Genomic DNA, 16,178 nt, shown 5'->3' with positions numbered 1-16,178 from the left:
ACTTGCCCATGGACGGCGCCTCATCTGACGGGAGTTTCACCGACGACCATCATGGCACATCGATGCCGCTTCGGGGCGCCGTCCACCCCATCACCGGCGGGGCGTGGTCAACAAGCCGGGGACAGGAACGCATTGCGCCCGCTGTCCCGTGGAGCGCGGCAAACAGCAGGCGCGCAATGCGATCCAGTCCCCTTCAGCAACTAAATCTGGACGGCGGCTCCAAAATTGGCGACAACGCCGCCTTTCCCACCAGGTTCGGATCGGCATCATGCGCACCCTGTTCTTGCAAGCCCCGTCGTTCGACGGTTTTGATGGCGGCGCCGGCTCGCGCTATCAGGCGCGCCGCGAGATCGCCTCGTTCTGGTATCCGACCTGGCTCGCCCAGCCCGCCGCTCTGGTCGAAAACTCCAAGCTGATCGACGCGCCGCCGCACAACACCAGCCTCGCCGAAGTTGTCGCGCAAGCCAAGGATTTTGACCTGGTGGTGGTGCACACTTCCGTCCCGTCCTTCGCCTCGGACGTGAAATGCATCGAAGCCCTGAAGGCGGAAAATCCCGCGCTAAAAGTCGGCTTGATCGGCGCCAAAGTGGCGGTGGACGCCGACGGTTCGCTGCGCGACGCGCCGATCGTCGATTTCGTCGCCCGCAACGAATTCGATTTCACCATCAAGGACGTCGCCGATGGCGTCGATTTCAAGGCGATCAAAGGCCTGAGCTGGCGCGACGCCAATGGCGTGATCCAGCACAATGAGGACCGGCCGATCCTTGAAAACATGGACGACCTGCCGTTCGTCTCGCCGATTTACAAACGCGACCTGACCATTGAAAATTATTTTATCGGCTATTTAAAACACCCCTATCTCTCGATTTATACCGGACGCGGCTGCAAATCGCGCTGCACCTTTTGTCTGTGGCCGCAGACGGTGGGCGGCCACCGCTACCGCACCCGCAGCGTCGGCCATGTGATCGAAGAGATCAAATGGGCGCAAAAGGCGTTCCCGCAGGTCAAAGAATTCTTCTTCGACGACGACACGTTTACCGATGACCTGCCCCGCGCGGAAGCGATTGCGAAAGAACTGGGAAAACTCGGGATCACCTGGAGCTGCAACGCCAAGGCCAACGTTCCCTATGAGTCCTTGAAAAAACTGAAGGATGGCGGCCTGCGCCTGCTGCTGGTCGGCTACGAATCCGGCAACCAGCAGATTCTCTTCAACATTAAGAAGGGCATGCGCATCGAGGTCGCGGAAAAGTTTTCGAAGGATTGCCGGAAGCTCGGCATCGGCATCCACGGCACGTTCGTGATGGGCCTGCCCGGCGAAACCCGCGATTCCATCCGCGAAACCATCAATTTCGCCAAAAAGGTCAATCCGCACACGCTGCAGGTGTCGCTGGCCGCGCCCTACCCCGGCACCCATCTCTACGCCCAGGCGCTCGCCCATGGCTGGCTCGACAGCGACAATGCCGAACTGGTGGACGAGAACGGCGTGCAGATCGCGCCGCTGCACTACCCAAATCTCAGCCACAAGGAGATCTTCGACTCCGTCGAGACCTTCTATCGCGAGTTCTATTTCCGCCCGAGCAAGATCGGCGCGATCGTCTGGGAAATGGTCCGCGACCCCGACATGCTGAAGCGCCGGCTGCGCGAGGGCGCCGAATTCTTCCAGTTCCTGAAGGAGCGCAAGCAGGGCGCGGCCAATTGCTGAGTTTCAACCGTTGCGTCCAATTTCGGCGGCGCGGCCCATGGCCGCCGCCATGATCGGGATCAGCAGATAGCGCAGGCCGATGTCCTCGACATAGAGCGACAGATCCATCCCGGTCATGGGGATCAGGATCGCCAGATCCAGAGCCAGATTGAGCGCAAGCCAGAACAGGCCGAGCGCAAGACCGGCGCCAAAAGTCGGGCGCATGCGCCGGAAGACGCGGAGCAGAAGGAAAGCCCCGCAGGCCCCGCCGATCAGGATCATCAGCGATTTGAACAGGGGCTGGGGGACCAGCAAGGCGCCGCCCGGACCAAAGAACAGGAATGAAGCGGCGAATGGCGCCGCCCAGCTTGCGCAGCCAAGCAGCAGGGTGCGCGCGTTAAAAAAATCTTTGCGGATCATGGCTTGAACCTCGGCCTTGGGAATGCCTGCCTTAGCTAGCGCAGGCCTGCGTCAGTTTCCGTCAGCAGCATCGGCCCCATGGCCGGCGAAATACCCTCGCGCGCCCGCCATTCCCGCATCAAGACGCGGCGGCGGCGCGGATAGTGGTCCTCCAGCGTCCGCCAGCCCCGCAGCCGGTCGAGGCGAAAATGGCGGAAATCGCCACGCATTTCGCACCAGGCGGCGAGCACGCGCCGATGGTCGAAGAAAGCGAGCGCGATCGGCCATATGCGTCTCTCACTGGCGACGCCCTCGGCGTCGACATAGGCAATCAGCGCCACCCGCTCCTCCTTTATGGCGCGGCGAAACTCGGAGAGATCGTCGCGGTGATGCGTCGGTGGGGCGAGCAGGCCCGAATCGTCGGTCAAATCCGCCAGACGCTCCGGAAGCACGGCGCTGATCTTCGCCAATGCCGCGCGCGCGGCGCGCGCCAGCGCCGGATCACCTTGGGCCGCGACCCATCGCAGACCAAGCGTCAGCGCCTCGGCTTCGGAATCGTCGAGCATCAGCGGCGGCAACAGGAAGCCGGGACGCAGTATGAAGCCAAGCCCTGCTTCACCCTCGATCGGCGCGCCCTGCGCGCATAACGCCTGGATGTCGCGGTAGAGCGTGCGCAAGGAGACGCCGGTTTCGTCCGCAAGCGTGCGCCCGCTCACCGGTTGGCGATGGCCGCGGAGGATTTGCAGCAGATGCAGCAGACGGGCGGAGCGGGACATGCGCAAGCTTAGACCAAGCGGGGGAACCGGAGAAGTCGGCGGGGCTGACCCACGTCATTGAACTGTTGCGCTCGCCCGGCTATAGCCAGGATGATAAGGAGCCGCGCATGACCCGTCTTCCCCTCGCCCTGGCGCTGAGTCTGCTGGCCCTGCCGGCCCTCGCGGAGGACAAGCCCGTCGGGACCGAGCCGGTGACGACCACGGCCAGCTATGGCGACTGGCTGCTGCGCTGCCAGCGAATCGGCGAACCCGCGCGCAAAGTTTGCGAAATCGTCCAGACCGTCCAGGCCTCGCGCCAGGGGCAGCCGCAGCAGCCGGTGGCGCAACTGGCTTTTGGCCGACTCAAGGCCTCCGAACCGATTCGCCTCACCGCGCACCTGCCGGTCAACATTCTGCTGCCGAGCGTGGCCAAATTCGCGACCGGTGAAAAGGACGCGAGGCCTGTGGAATTGCCCTGGCGGCGCTGCGTCCAATCCGGCTGCTTCGCCGACGCGGCCTTGACCGAGGCGCAATGGAGCGGACTCCACGGCCAGAGCGAGAACGGGTCGGTGGAATTCACCGACGCCGGCGCCCGTCCGGTCAAATTCCCCATTTCCTTCCGTGGCTTCGCCCAGGCGGCGGACGCGCTGGCGAAGGAATGATTTAAGTCTTTGTTAACTGGAAAAGCTCCGGGCAAGGCTGACGCGCTGGAATGGGCGTGCAAGTCCCGCCCGGAGCGTTTTCTTCATGACTGAACCCCATCTTTTCATCGCCACGCCCTGCTATGGCGGCATGGTGACCCAGCGCTACATGCATTCGACCGTCGGCCTGCTCAATCTCGGCCGCGACCTGGGTTTCCAGGTTTCGCTCAATCTGCTGGGCAATGAATCCCTGATCACCCGCGCGCGCAACCTGCTCGTCAGCCAGTTCCTCGACGATTCCACCGCCACCCACCTGCTGTTCATTGACGCCGACATCGGCTTCGATCCCCGGCAGGTCGCGCGCATGCTGGCCTTTGATTCCGATGTGGTCGCCGGCATGTATCCGCTGAAACTGCTCGACTGGAACGGCGGCCTGCAACGCGCCGTCGACGGCGAGCCGGTGGAAACCGCGCCGCTGCGCTATGTCGGCGCGCCCTGCGAAGGCGCGGAGGCCGAGGCTATGGACGGGTTCGTCACCGGAACCTATGCCGGGACCGGCTTCATGCTGATCCGGCGGGAGGCGCTGGTGAAAATGACCGCCGCCTATCCGCAGCTGCGCTACAGCGCGAGCCATGCGGGACCGGCGCGCGCCGGCGGCCCGAGCCTCAGCCCCAACCAATACGCCTTCTTCGACTGCATGATCGAGCCGGAGACGGGCGTCTATCTCTCCGAGGACTATACGTTCTGCCGCCTGTGGCGGAACGTCGGCGGCAAGGTCTGGCTCGACACGCAGGGCGCGCTGATCCATGTCGGCCCGCATGAATTCCACGGCGCCCCGGCGGCGCGCAACTTCGCCCTGCCCGCCAGGTCTCTGTCGCGCGCGGCTTGAAAACCCCGCCCGTTATGCCCGGGCTTGTCCGGGCATCCCGCCGGCCCGCGCGCAATTGCAGAAACCCAGCCAAAAACAAACGGGCCGCTTTCGCGGCCCGTTGCTTTTTTATTTGCCGGTCAGGCTGGCCTTGGCGCGCGACCACCAGCCCGAGCGCTTCGGCGCATTGGGGTCGGCTTCGGTGATCACCGGCAGTTCCGGCTGAACCGGGGCCGGGTCGCGCGCAACCGCAACTTCGGCAGGCGCGGACTCCGGCGTCGCCGGTTCGGCAGGCGCAGCCTCGGGCGCGGCAGCCGCCGGCGCGTCGTCATTGGCCGCCGACTGCGGCGCCTCGACGGCGACGCTTTCGACCTTCGGCGCGCTGTCCGCGACAGGGGTTTCGACGGCGGCTTCAACGGGAGCAACGGACTCGCTGGCCGGCGCCGCGGCGCTCTCGGCAGAAATCTCCACCGCGATCTCCGCGCCCTGGCCTTCGCCTTCGCTCGCGCCCTCCCCCGAAGCTTCGCCTTCGGCCGCGCTCGGACGCCAATCGCCGGAGAAATCGCTGAATTCGCCGCTGCGGCCACGGCCGCGCCGGCGCCAGCGGCCCCGGCCGCGACGGCCGTTCTCCTCGCGGGCGCCGTCCTCTTCGCCTTCGGCCGGGCTCTCAGCCCGTTCGGCCGGCGCCATCAGGTCGCCGCCGATCGCCGCCATCATGCTCAGGCCCTCGTCGGAAGGCTGGGGCGCGCTGGGATCGATGGTCGATTCGCGATCAAAGCTGCGGCCCCGGCCGCGACGACGACGACGGCGGCGGCGGCCATCGGCCTCGTCGCGCTCATCGCCTTCCGCCTCGGACTCGGCCGCCTCGACCTGCTCCTCGTCGAATTCGGCCTCGGTCTCCGCCTCGCCGATGGGCTCCGGGTCCTCCAGCGGACGGCGCGGATCGAAGCGGCGCAAGGGATCGGCGGGCTCGCCGCGCTCCAGCGCGTGCCAGGCGCCGCCCGCCAGGCTCTCGTCGGCCTCGACGGTCACGGAGACGCCGAACCGTTCCTCGATCAGCCGCAGCAGCGCCCGCTTCTGGTTGAGAATGTAAAGCGCGATGTCGGTGCGGGTGCGCAGGATGACATTGTGGGTCGAGCTCTTCATCAGAGCGTCTTCCAGCACGCGCATCACATGGACCGCCACCGAGGAGGTGCTGCGCACCGTGCCGGCGCCGGCGCAATGCGGGCAGACCACCGAGGAGCCCTCGAGCACGCCGGTGCGGATGCGCTGGCGCGACATTTCCAAAAGGCCGAAATGCGAGATGCGGCCGACCTGGATGCGGGCGCGGTCGTCCTTGAGCGCCTCCTTCAACCGGCGCTCGACGGCGCGGTTGTTGCGGCTCTCCTCCATGTCGATGAAATCGACGACGATCAGCCCGGCGAGATCGCGCAGGCGCAGCTGGCGAGCCACCTCGTCGGCGGCCTCCAGATTGGTGCGCAGCGCGGTGTCCTCGATATTGTGCTCGCGGGTGGAGCGGCCCGAGTTCACGTCGATGGCGACCAAGGCTTCGGTCTGGTTGATGACGATATAACCGCCGGAGCGCAGCGTGACCTGATTGTGGAACAAAGCGTCGAGCTGCGATTCCGCGCCCCATTTGGCGAAGATCGGCTGCGGGTCGCGATAGGCGACCACATTTTTGACGTGGCTCGGCATCAGCAGGCGCATGAAATCGCGCGCCTCGCGATAGCCGGTGTCGCCGGCCACCATCACCTCGTCGATCTCCTTGTTATAGAGATCGCGAATGGCGCGCTTGATCAGCGAGCCCTCCTCATAGACCAGCGCCGGGGCGCTGGAGGTGAGGGTGAGTTCGCGCACCTGCTCCCACATGCGCATCAGATATTCGAAGTCGCGCTGGATTTCCTGCTTGGTCCGGGCGGCGCCGGCGGTGCGCAGGATGACGCCCATGCCCTCGGGCACCTCCAGCTCGCCGGCGATTTCCTTCAGGCGCTTGCGGTCGCTGGCGTCGGTGATTTTTCGCGAAATGCCGCCGCCGCGCGCGGTGTTGGGCATCAGCACGGAATAGCGGCCGGCGAGCGACAGATAGGTGGTGAGCGCCGCGCCCTTGTTGCCGCGCTCTTCCTTGACGACCTGGATCAGAAGCACCTGGCGGCGCTTGATCACCTCTTGAATCTTGTACTGGCGGCGCAGGCGGGGCGCGCGATAGGGGGTCTCGTCCATGGCGTCGCCGCCAAGCTGCTCGACCACTTCCTCTTCCTCGTGGTCGCCCTCGTCGCCATGGTCCTCGGCCTCACGGGCGGGACGCTTGGCCCGGACCTCGACGGCGGGCTCGTCGCCATGGTCATGGCTGGCCTCGGGTTCATCATGCGATTCGTCGGCGACCTCTTCGGCGCCTTCGTCGGCAACTTCGTTGCGGGCCTCGTCCCGGACTTCGTCCTGGACCTCGTCCGCGCCGGTCTCGACGGCCGCATCCTCATGGCCTTCCTCGACCACCGCAAAGCCTTCGGGATCGCGGAACAAACGCTGCTGGTCCTCGGCCGCCTGAACCACCTCCGGCTGGGCTTCCGCAGCCTGCGCTTCGGCGGGCTGAGCCTCGGCGGCGGGTTGCGCCGCGGCTTCGACCGGCTCGGACGGCTGAGCCGCCGCCTGCTCGGCGACGGGTTCAGCGACCGGCTCGACCGCCGCGCTCTCGACGGGCGCATCGGCTTCCGCGACGGGTTCGCTCGCCTCGACGACCACCGCCTCGACAGCGGCGGCCTCGACCGGCGCGAACTCGCCAAAAACCTCTCCGGCGGGCTGCTCAGCCGCGCCGTCCTGCGGCGCCGCCGCCAAAATCTCGTCGGACTCCTCGGCCTCGCCGGTCACGCGGTCGTCGCCGCCCCGGCGCTTTTCCGCGCCGCGACGGCTGCGGCGGCTGCGGCGGCGCGGGCTTTCCTCGTCGTCTTCCTCGCGATGGGCGCGCGATTCCTCTTCGAGCAGGGCGACCCTGTCGGCGTGGGGGATCTGGTAATAATCCGGGTGGATTTCGCTGAACGCCAGGAACCCGTGGCGATTGCCGCCATATTCGACGAAGGCGGCCTGCAGCGAGGGCTCGACCCGCGTGACTTTCGCCAGATAGATGTTGCCGCGCAGTTGTTTCTTCGAGGCGGACTCGAAATCGAATTCCTCGACTCTATTTCCCCTGAGCACCACCACCCGCGTCTCTTCGGGGTGGGACGCGTCGATCAGCATTTTGTTGGCCATTGCGAACTCTTGAATCCATGGCGCTGCACAGGAAAGCCGCTAGCCTTGCGCGGGGGAAACCGGCCGGAAGGCTGACGGGTCCCGCCGCGCGCGCGGCGCCGCGCCAAAACTGGCGCGCCATGATGTGAGATGGAAAGGAAGGGGTAAGCGGAATCGTCGCCACAATCGGCCGGACCCTCGGGGTCAGCGAAGGCCGGAGCCTGTGGGACGGGGAAGGAGGGATACAAGCCCGTGGGCCGCAGAAACGTGCGGAAGACCCCCGCGCCGAAACGCGCTGGCCTTCTCCCGAGTCTGTCTTCGTGCGGAGCTTGTCTCCGCCCCGAAGGTTTGGCGTCGCCACGTGCAAACCTTTGCAGTCGTCCGCGCGCTCAACCTCCAGGAGGCGGGCGGCGGCGCATAATCTCGAAATCCGCGCCTCGCTCTCGTCTCGAGGGGCGGGCGGCGGAGGATTGAACGCATTGGACTCAAGACGCGTGCGACGCTTCCGTCGCATCCGCGCACTTCGCCCCGCCGTCTCACAGGAACCTTTGCCGCCTTCAGCGCGGAAAGAACAGTCGCCTGCCAGACGGGAAACCCGTTCGGCCCCGGCGCTGCGACTCTTTGTCTCGCGCCGCCGAACACCTCTTTGTAACCGTCGCGTGTGGTTTTGGCAAGTTTTCCGCGTCTCCGTGTTTTTGCCGCAACTCTGTGGCCTCAGCGCCACAAGCTTGCCCTGGCGCCAGCAAAAACCGCCTGCTCGCGGCGCTTCACAGCCAAGGTTAAATCTTGTTAACAATTTCATGCTCTGACTTGAGATCCATGCCTTTCTCGACGAATCGTCGGAGACTGCGCCAAAGCTCGAGCCGCGCATGCAGAACAATCCGCCCGTTTTCCGGAAGTCCAGCCTGTGGAGCGCCGCGCTCGCCGCGCTCATGCTGCTCGTGGCGAGTCCGGCGCGCGCCGAGCCGCCGGCGGCCTTCGACGTGCGCGTCGAAAACCCGGACGGCGCAGGCGGTCGTGAGACCCGACTCATCTTCAGCCTCGACGCCTGCGTCCCCTCCCAGGCCTATGTGCTCGACCAGCCGCCGCGCGCCGTGCTCGACCTGCCCGAGGTCAAGTTCCTGATCGACCCCAGCCATGGCGACCCCGCCAGCGCCAAACACAAAAGCCGGCGCGCCGCCAAAAACGCCGGCAAGCCGGCCGCGCCCCACGAGCTGACCTACCGCTTCGGCCGGCTGTCGGCGGGAAAATCCCGCATCATCGTCGACCTGCCGGGTCCCGCGCAATTTTCCGCCGCCTGCGCGCCGAAAAACGCCGGCGGCGAACTGACGCTGGTCATCAAGCCGGCCGAACCCGCCGCCTTTCACGCCGCCGCGCGCGCTGGCGCCGAAACCCAGGACCAGGCGCGCCGCGACGCCACCGCCGCCATTCCGGCGCGCGCCCCGGATTCGCAAAGCGATGCGTCGAAGCCGCTGATCGTGCTTGATCCCGGCCATGGCGGCGTCGACGCCGGAACGATCCAGGGCGACGTCGCCGAGAAGGACGTGGTGCTTGAATTCGCCAAGGCGCTGGCCGGGCCGCTGCGCGCCAGCGGCCGCTATCGCATCGCCTTCACCCGCGAGGACGACGCCTTCATCCCCTTGCAGGAGCGCGTGCGCATCGCGCGAAAACTCGGGGCCGCGCTGTTCGTCTCGCTGCACGCGGATTCGCTGAGCAGCGGCGCGCAAGCGGTGCGCGGCGCCACGGTCTACACGGTCTCGGATCGCGCCTCGGACGCGGAAGCCGCCCGGGTCGCCGCGAGCGAAAACCAGGCCGATTCCCTCGCCGGCCAGGAGCAGCAGGAGCAGGCCGGCGACGTCAACGACATCCTGTTCGACCTCACCCGCCGAGAAACCCGGGCCTATTCCAATATTTTCGCCAAATATCTGAGCGAGCGCTGGAAGATCGCCGCCACGCTCAACAAGAATCCCCAACGTCACGCCGGATTCGTCGTGCTCAAGGCGCCCGACGTGCCCTCGGTGCTGCTGGAGCTCGGCTATCTCTCCAGCGAACAGGACGCCGCCGACCTCACCTCGCCGAAATGGCGGGAGAAGGCGGCCGCCCAAGCCGCGCTGGCGATCGACGATTTTTTTCGCGGCCGCCCGACCGTCGCCGCGCCCGCGCTCAATGAGCCGCCGCGCACGCCCTGAACGCCGCCTGCTTCTCCCGTTCAGGACATCTCCTTCTCCCCTGGCGGGAGAAGGTGGCTCGCGCCCGTGGGGGCGCGAGACGGATGAGGGGCGCGGCGCGGAAGAGCGAGTGAGCGACGCGCCCACCTTCTCCCGCAAGGGCAAGCGATCGCCCTGAAAGCGACACAAAGCCGGGCGATTGCTGACTTTCGCAGTGCGGCGCGCTTGATGAATCGCAATTTTTCAAATGGCCGCGACGCCCGGGCGATGCTATAGCCGCTCGGGAAAGGCATGCATTTGCCGATGAATTTAGGGGATGATTTATATGCGCATGTTCGCCCGCTTTTTCGCCTTTCTGTTCGCGGCGGGCGCGATCGTCTTCGTCGTCGCCGCCCTCGGGGCCGGCGCGCTGGTCTATAGTTTCTCCAAGGACCTGCCCGACCACACCCAGCTCAAGAATTACGAACCGCCGGTGATGACGCGCGTGCACGCCGCCGACGGCTCGCTGGTCGCCGAATACGCCCATGAGCGCCGGCTCTACATCCCGTCGAACGCCATCCCCAAACTGGTGAAAGAGGCGTTCATCTCGGCCGAAGACAAGAATTTCTACACCCATAACGGCATCGACCCCGAGGGCATGTTGCGCGCGGTCAAGGTGCTGGTCGAGGGCAACAAGCGCATGCAGGGCGCTTCGACCATCACGCAGCAGGTGGCGAAAAACTTCCTGCTGACGCCGGAGCGCTCGTTCGAACGCAAGATCCAGGAGGCGCTGCTCGCCCTGCGCATCGAGCAGACCTACAGCAAAGACCGGATTCTCGAGCTCTATCTGAACAAGATCAATCTCGGCCTGGGCTCCTACGGCATCGCCGCGGCGGCGCTGAACTATTACGACAAGTCGGTGCAGGAGCTGACGCTCGCCGAGGTCGCCTATCTCGCCGGCCTGCCCAAGGCGCCCAACAATTACAATCCGTTCCGCAACCGCGACGCCGCGGTGGAGCGCCGCAATTACGTGCTCAACCGCATGGTTGAGAACGGCTATATATCGCGCGCCGATGGCGAAGCGGCCAAGGCCGAGCCGCTGGTGGTCACCCCCCGCAACGTCTCCGCCAACAGTTTTGCCGCCGGCTATTTCGCCGAAGAGGTGCGCCGCGAGCTGAACGATCGCTATGGCGACCGCAAACTCTACGAGGGCGGGCTGTCGGTGCGCACCACGCTCGACCCCAAAATGCAGCTGATGGCGCGTCGCGCCCTGGTCGATGGCCTCGTGCGCTTCGACGAGGCCCATGGCTATCGCGGCCCCTACAAGCAGATCGAGATCGGCGCGGATTGGGGCCTGGCGCTGGCGGACGTGCCGCCGCTCGGCGATGTCGCGCCCTGGCGGCTCGCCGTGGTGCTCGACGTCAATGATTCCGCCTTGCGCGTCGGCCTGCAGCCAGCCAAGGAAAAGGGCGGCGAAGTCGCCCGCAACCGCGAGACCGCGACGCTGTCGACCGACAACGCCCGTTTCGTGCGCAAGAAATTGCGCCAGGCTTTTGCGGTCGGCGACGTGATCTTCGTCGAGCCGATCGACAGCAAGCCGGGTCAGGTGCGGCTGCGGCAGATTCCGGAAATTTCCGGCGCCATCGTCGCCATGGACCCGTTCACCGGCCGCGTCTTCGCCATGGTCGGCGGCTTCTCCTTCGACCAGTCCTCGTTCAACCGCGCCACCCAGGCGCAGCGCCAGCCGGGCTCGTCGTTCAAGCCCTTCGTCTACGCCACGGCGCTCGACAATGGCTATACGCCCTCCTCCGTCCTCCAGGACGAGCCGATCACCATCACCACGGCCAGCGGCGAAACCTGGAGCCCGGAAAATTTCGAGAAGGGCAATTACGGCTCGCACACGCTGCGCTATGGCATCGAGCATTCGAAGAATCTGATGACGGTGCGGCTGGCCCGCGACGTCGGCATGCCGTTGATCGTCGAGACCTCGCGGCGCTTCGGCATTTACGACAATCTCGCGCCTTACCTGTCCATGTCGCTCGGCGCCGGCGAAACCACCGTCATGCGCATGGTCGCCGGCTATTCCATGCTCGCCAATGGCGGCAAGCAGATCAAGCCGACGCTGATCGACCGCATCCAGGACCGCTGGGGCCACACCATCTACCGCCATGACGAGCGCGAATGCCTCGGCTGCGACGCCGACAAATTCTCGCCCGACAACGAGCCGAAACTCGTCGACAAGAGCGAGCAGGTGATCGACCCGCTCACCGCCTACCAAATGACCTCGATCATGGAAGGCGTGATCCAGCGCGGCACCGGCGTCAGCATCCGCGAGGTCGGCAAGCATCTGGCGGGCAAGACCGGCACCACCAACGACGCCAAGGATTTGTGGTTCATTGGCTATTCGCCCGACCTCGCGGTCGGTGTCTACATCGGCTATGACAAGCCGCGCTCGCTCGGCGATTCCGCGCAGGCCGCGACCTATGCCGCGCCGATTTTCCGCGATTTCATGAAGATGGCGCTGGCCGGCAAACCCGACACCCCGTTCCGCGTTCCGCCGGGCATCAAGCTGATTTCGGTGGATGTGAAGAGCGGCTTGCGTTCGTCCGGCCCGGGTTCGATCCTCGAAGCCTTCAAGCCGGGCACGGCCCCGCCCGATTCCTACAGCGGCGGCGGTCACGCGGCGAGCCCCGGCGCGCCCGGCGACGACAACCAGGTCGGCGGCGGCACTGGCGGGCTGTACTGAGGATTCCCCTTACGCATTAACCGTATTTTCTCGGCGCTCCGGCCAAGCTTCAACCCCTCGTTAACTGTTCTCGCGCAGGTTGTACTCGTTTTTCTCCGATCGCATTGCGCGGCCCAACCGGGGCGCCCGATCGGCGCGCGCAGGGGTGGGAGCAAACATGGCCGGGCTGTTTCGAAAGGCGAGTGATCGGGGCGCGAAGGTCCAGTGCGACTATTTCGAAGTGACGCCCAATGCGATCCTGATGCTGGAGGGCGACCATTTCATCGATTGCAATGACGCCGCCGTCCGCATTTTCGGCTTCTCCAGCAAGGCCGCCTTCGCCGCGACCTCGCCGGCCGACATTTCGCCGCCCACGCAGCCCGATGGCGAATCCTCGACGCTCAAGGCCCAGCGCATCATCGCCGAAGCGCGGCAAAAGGGGTGTTGCCAGTTCGAATGGACGCACAAGCGCGCCAATGGCGAAACCTTTCCCGCTCAGGTCACGCTGGTGCGTTCGCGCGCCAATCCCGGGGTGATGTATTCCGGCATCGTCGACCTGTCCGAGCATGAAAGCCGCCGGCAGGCGCGCGAGAAAAATCTCGCCGTGATCACCGACCGGTTCGACGGCGACATGGCGCGCATTCTCGGCGCCGTCCGCCAGGTCGCCGGCGCCATTGGCGACACCGCGCAAAAGCTCGCCGCCGAGGCGGAGCGCACCCGCGACCGCGCCGCCGCCGTGTCCGGGACCACCGCGGAAACCGCCAACAATGTCAGCAGCGTCGCCCAGGCGGCGGACGAACTCACCTCCTCGATTCGCGAGATCGCCATGCAGGTCGATCAGTCGCGCAAATTCGCGGATTTGGCCACCGGCGACGCCAACGGCGCGAGCGCCAAGGTGCGCAGCCTCGCCGAAAGCTCGGCGCGGATCGGCGAGATCGTCAACATGATCAACGCCATTGCGGCGCAAACCAACCTGCTGGCGCTGAACGCCACCATCGAGGCGGCGCGCGCCGGAGAGGCCGGGCGCGGTTTCGCCGTGGTCGCCAACGAGGTCAAGCATCTCGCCAGCCAGACCGCCAAGGCGACCGAAGAGATCGGCGGCCAGATCAGCGCGGTGCAGACCGCGACGCGCGAGGCCGTCCACGCCATGGACCTGATCAACGGCCGCATTTCCGAGATGAGCCACATCGCCGGCGCCATCGCCGCCGCAGTAGAGGAGCAATCGGCCTCGACCGCCAATATCGCCCAGAGCGTGCAGCAGGCCTCGCAAGGCGCGGGCTCGGTGTCGCGCACCATCGAGGGGGTGTCGAACTCCGCCGACGAGACGGTGGCGGCGGCGCGGCAGGCGCGCGACGCCATTGCGCGCATGGACGAAGAGGCCGGCCGGGTCTCCGGAATCGTCGGCGAGTTTTTGGCGGCGGTGCGGAAGATTTAGCCGCCCAAGAGTTAAAACAGCAGATAAACCAACATCATGCCGTCATGGCCGGGCTTGTCCCGGCCATCCACGCCGGCGTGGAGCGCGACGAGCGAATCGAGCTGTCGAGGCCTTCGTCCCGTCCTGGAACGCCGATGCAATGTCTCGGCGTGGATGCCCGGGACAAGCCCGGGCATGACCGGCCCTCCGCTCCCGCTTTACACCGCGCCCCGCCGCGCCTATGTACGGCCTCCACTCATAGAGAATGGGAATCGCCACATGCGCGCGGAAGCCGTGTCGCTTATCGAAGAGATCAAGCAGTCAGTCGGGCTGCTGAGGAGGCATCTTTGACGTCGAACAATCGACTCGCCGCCTCGCCGAACTGAACGCCAAATCCGAACACCCCGATTTCTGGAACGACGCCGAAGCCGCGCAAAAGCTGATGCGCGAGCGCACGGACCTGGAAACGCGGCTCGACTCCCTCAAGAAACTCGACGCCGACCTCGACGACGCCGTCACGCTGATCGAACTCGGCGAGATGGAGGAGGATGAGAAAGCGCAGGACGAGGGCGTCGAAATGTTGCGGGCGCTCAACAAGGAGGCCCAGCGCCGCCAGGTCGAAGCCCTGCTGTCCGGCGAAGCCGACGCCAACGACACCTATATCGAAGTCCATTCCGGCGCCGGCGGCACGGAATCCTGCGATTGGGCCCGCATGCTGCTGCGCATGTACACGCGCTGGGCGGAACGCCGAGGCTACAAGGTCGAACTGATCGAAGAAACCTCGGGCGACGAGGCCGGCATCAAATCGGCGACTCTGCTGGTCAAGGGCCATAACGCCCATGGCTGGGCCAAGACCGAATCGGGCGTGCACCGTCTGGTGCGCATTTCCCCGTTCGACTCCAACGCCCGGCGCCACACCTCCTTCGCCTCGGCCTGGGTCTATCCGGTCGTCGACGACCGCATCGACATCCAGATCAACGAAAGCGACTGCCGCATCGACACCTATCGCGCCTCCGGTTCGGGAGGTCAGCATATCAACAAGACCGATTCGGCCGTCCGCATCACCCATATCCCCACAGGCATCGCGGTCGCTTGCCAGATGGAGCGCTCGCAGCACAAGAACCGCGCCACCGCCTGGAACATGCTGCGCGCCCGGCTCTATGAGCAGGAGCTGGAAAGGCGTCAGGCCGAGACCGACAAGCTCAATGCGTCGAAAACCGACGTGGGCTGGGGTCACCAAATCCGCTCCTACGTGCTGCAACCCTACCAGATGGTCAAGGATTTGCGCACCGGCGTCGTCTCGGGAACCCCGGACGAGGTTTTGGACGGCGACATCGACGCATTTATGGAGGCGGCCCTGGCCCAGCGCGTCTACGGCGGCGGACCGGAGAGCGTCGAGGACGTGGACTGACGATGAAGACGGCCGCCTTGCTGATCCTGCTGGCGGCCGTCGCCCAATCGGCGCAGGCCGCCAGTTTCGATTGCGGCAAGGCGCGCACGCCCCTGGAGCGACGGATTTGCGCCGACCCGGCGCTGGGCAAGGCCGACGAGGACCTCGCCAAGGCCTATGCCGAAACCTTGCGGACCTTCGTCATTCCCGACGTCATCAAGGATTCGCAGCGCGCCTGGCTGTTCGAGGCGCCGCAATGCCTCGAGAACAGCAGCTGCGTGGCTCTGTTCCAGGAGCGGGCCGAAACCCTGCGGCTCTATCGCACGGCCAAGGTTTACACCGATTACGGTAAGGCGTTCGACCGAGAGAAGACCACACTGCTGGTCTATGAGCGGGGCGGAAAACCCTGGCTCGACTGGTACGGCGACTGGATGCCGGACGCCTACCGGCCAAAACCATTTCCTGACGGTTTTTTGGCGCGGGACAGCGGCGAACTCATCCCGGCGAAGAACGGCAAGTTCACGCTCGCCGACCATGACGACGCCGTGATTTCGCTCTCGGACGGCAAGGTGACCTTTGGCGGCGAATACGGGATGAATCTCTCGGCGCGCCAGGGCTTTATTCACGGCGATTTTCCGCGCGTGCGCTGACCCGGCTCCCGTTTTGGGGAGCCGGAACGCGTTCACATGCCCTTCTTGTCGCCGGACCCCATATCGGACCGGCCTTCGTTCTGGTCCATTTTCTTGTGCGATTTCTTGTGCTTCTTGTGCTTGACCTGCACGAGGGCCTCGTTGTGCGCGGAGGCGCCGGGCGTCGCCGGAATGGCGTGGGCGGAGGTGGTGACCAGGGCGGTTGCAAACGCGAAAGCCGCCAGCAAAGCCATTGTTTTCATGGGAACTCCTTCAAGTCGCGGGCGTCCGGACCGACGCGTGGGCC

Annotated in this window: 13 protein-coding genes; 8 read left to right on the top strand and 5 right to left on the bottom strand. The window is 65.7% G+C overall.

What is annotated here, in order from left to right; genetic code table 11:
* Nucleotides 1-268 precede the first annotated feature (268 nt).
* Nucleotides 269-1,702 (top strand): hopanoid biosynthesis associated radical SAM protein HpnJ, encoded by a 1,434-nt coding sequence (gene hpnJ / locus M2320_RS04540; protein ID WP_264596246.1) that lies wholly within the window; start codon nucleotides 269-271, stop codon nucleotides 1,700-1,702.
* Between the two features lie 3 nt (nucleotides 1,703-1,705).
* Here the strand turns inward: hpnJ and M2320_RS04535 are convergent, their stop codons facing one another.
* A complete protein-coding gene (locus M2320_RS04535) occupies nucleotides 1,706-2,101 on the bottom strand; it encodes a hypothetical protein (protein ID WP_184427938.1) in 396 nt (131 codons plus the stop codon).
* Nucleotides 2,102-2,136: 35 nt separating this feature from the next.
* Complete coding sequence (locus M2320_RS04530) at nucleotides 2,137-2,856, bottom strand: helix-turn-helix transcriptional regulator (protein ID WP_264596245.1); 720 nt, start codon at nucleotides 2,854-2,856, stop codon at nucleotides 2,137-2,139.
* A 107-nt stretch (nucleotides 2,857-2,963) separates the two neighbouring features.
* Between M2320_RS04530 and M2320_RS04525 the strand changes: the two genes are divergently transcribed.
* Nucleotides 2,964-3,497, top strand: coding sequence for an invasion associated locus B family protein (locus M2320_RS04525; RefSeq protein ID WP_264596244.1), 534 nt, complete (start codon nucleotides 2,964-2,966; stop codon nucleotides 3,495-3,497).
* An 85-nt stretch (nucleotides 3,498-3,582) separates the two neighbouring features.
* Entirely contained in the window at nucleotides 3,583-4,365 is a 783-nt protein-coding gene (locus M2320_RS04520) for a hypothetical protein (RefSeq protein WP_264596243.1), read from the top strand.
* A gap of 108 nt (nucleotides 4,366-4,473) precedes the next feature.
* Here the strand turns inward: M2320_RS04520 and M2320_RS04515 are convergent, their stop codons facing one another.
* A complete protein-coding gene (locus tag M2320_RS04515) occupies nucleotides 4,474-7,587 on the bottom strand; it encodes an Rne/Rng family ribonuclease (protein ID WP_264596242.1) in 3,114 nt (1,037 codons plus the stop codon).
* An 848-nt stretch (nucleotides 7,588-8,435) separates the two neighbouring features.
* On the opposite strand from M2320_RS04515, the gene M2320_RS04510 reads away from it, so the two are divergent.
* The 3 genes from M2320_RS04510 to M2320_RS04500 all read left to right on the top strand — a co-directional run bounded on the left by M2320_RS04510 (nucleotide 8,436) and on the right by M2320_RS04500 (nucleotide 13,873).
* On the top strand, nucleotides 8,436-9,755 hold the full coding sequence (locus M2320_RS04510; protein WP_264596241.1) for an N-acetylmuramoyl-L-alanine amidase family protein: 1,320 nt from the start codon (nucleotides 8,436-8,438) through the stop codon (nucleotides 9,753-9,755).
* Between the two features lie 304 nt (nucleotides 9,756-10,059).
* Nucleotides 10,060-12,459, top strand: coding sequence for a penicillin-binding protein 1A (locus M2320_RS04505; RefSeq protein ID WP_264596240.1), 2,400 nt, complete (start codon nucleotides 10,060-10,062; stop codon nucleotides 12,457-12,459).
* A gap of 157 nt (nucleotides 12,460-12,616) precedes the next feature.
* Entirely contained in the window at nucleotides 12,617-13,873 is a 1,257-nt protein-coding gene (locus M2320_RS04500; RefSeq protein WP_264596239.1) for a methyl-accepting chemotaxis protein, read from the top strand.
* Nucleotides 13,874-13,884: 11 nt separating this feature from the next.
* Here the strand turns inward: M2320_RS04500 and M2320_RS04495 are convergent, their stop codons facing one another.
* Nucleotides 13,885-14,049: a hypothetical protein gene (locus M2320_RS04495; protein ID WP_264596238.1), complete on the bottom strand. Its 165-nt coding sequence runs from the start codon at nucleotides 14,047-14,049 to the stop codon at nucleotides 13,885-13,887.
* 82 nt (nucleotides 14,050-14,131) lie between these two features.
* On the opposite strand from M2320_RS04495, the gene prfB reads away from it, so the two are divergent.
* Nucleotides 14,132-15,263 (top strand): peptide chain release factor 2 gene (prfB, locus tag M2320_RS04490; RefSeq protein WP_184427930.1). Its coding sequence is split into 2 segments (ribosomal slippage): nucleotides 14,132-14,200 and nucleotides 14,202-15,263, totalling 1,131 coding nucleotides; the frame shifts between segments, so codons are not numbered across the junction.
* 2 nt (nucleotides 15,264-15,265) lie between these two features.
* Nucleotides 15,266-15,892 carry a lysozyme inhibitor LprI family protein gene (locus M2320_RS04485; RefSeq protein ID WP_264596237.1) on the top strand — a complete coding sequence of 209 codons (627 nt, stop codon included), beginning with the start codon at nucleotides 15,266-15,268 and terminating at the stop codon, nucleotides 15,890-15,892.
* A gap of 32 nt (nucleotides 15,893-15,924) precedes the next feature.
* Here the strand turns inward: M2320_RS04485 and M2320_RS04480 are convergent, their stop codons facing one another.
* Entirely contained in the window at nucleotides 15,925-16,134 is a 210-nt protein-coding gene (locus tag M2320_RS04480) for a hypothetical protein (RefSeq protein WP_264596236.1), read from the bottom strand.
* Between the last annotated feature and the right edge of the window lie 44 nt (nucleotides 16,135-16,178).

Source organism: Rhodoblastus acidophilus (assembly GCF_025961575.1).
In the GTDB taxonomy this organism is placed as follows: Bacteria; Pseudomonadota; Alphaproteobacteria; order Rhizobiales; family Beijerinckiaceae; genus Rhodoblastus; species Rhodoblastus acidophilus_C.
The sequence above is the reverse complement of the archived record's forward strand: the minus strand, read 5'-3'. Positions and strand labels throughout refer to the sequence as shown.

Excerpts from the sequence above, each read along its gene's own strand:
- hpnJ (WP_264596246.1), top strand. The coding sequence starts at position 269 with ATGCGCACCCTGTTCTTGCAAGCCCCGTCGTTCGACGGTTTTGATGGC.
- M2320_RS04535 (WP_184427938.1), bottom strand. The coding sequence starts at position 2,101 with ATGATCCGCAAAGATTTTTTTAACGCGCGCACCCTGCTGCTTGGCTGC.
- M2320_RS04530 (WP_264596245.1), bottom strand. The coding sequence starts at position 2,856 with ATGTCCCGCTCCGCCCGTCTGCTGCATCTGCTGCAAATCCTCCGCGGC.
- M2320_RS04525 (WP_264596244.1), top strand. The coding sequence starts at position 2,964 with ATGACCCGTCTTCCCCTCGCCCTGGCGCTGAGTCTGCTGGCCCTGCCG.
- M2320_RS04520 (WP_264596243.1), top strand. The coding sequence starts at position 3,583 with ATGACTGAACCCCATCTTTTCATCGCCACGCCCTGCTATGGCGGCATG.
- M2320_RS04515 (WP_264596242.1), bottom strand. The coding sequence starts at position 7,587 with ATGGCCAACAAAATGCTGATCGACGCGTCCCACCCCGAAGAGACGCGG.
- M2320_RS04510 (WP_264596241.1), top strand. The coding sequence starts at position 8,436 with ATGCAGAACAATCCGCCCGTTTTCCGGAAGTCCAGCCTGTGGAGCGCC.
- M2320_RS04505 (WP_264596240.1), top strand. The coding sequence starts at position 10,060 with ATGCGCATGTTCGCCCGCTTTTTCGCCTTTCTGTTCGCGGCGGGCGCG.
- M2320_RS04500 (WP_264596239.1), top strand. The coding sequence starts at position 12,617 with ATGGCCGGGCTGTTTCGAAAGGCGAGTGATCGGGGCGCGAAGGTCCAG.
- M2320_RS04495 (WP_264596238.1), bottom strand. The coding sequence starts at position 14,049 with ATGCCCGGGCTTGTCCCGGGCATCCACGCCGAGACATTGCATCGGCGT.
- M2320_RS04485 (WP_264596237.1), top strand. The coding sequence starts at position 15,266 with ATGAAGACGGCCGCCTTGCTGATCCTGCTGGCGGCCGTCGCCCAATCG.
- M2320_RS04480 (WP_264596236.1), bottom strand. The coding sequence starts at position 16,134 with ATGAAAACAATGGCTTTGCTGGCGGCTTTCGCGTTTGCAACCGCCCTG.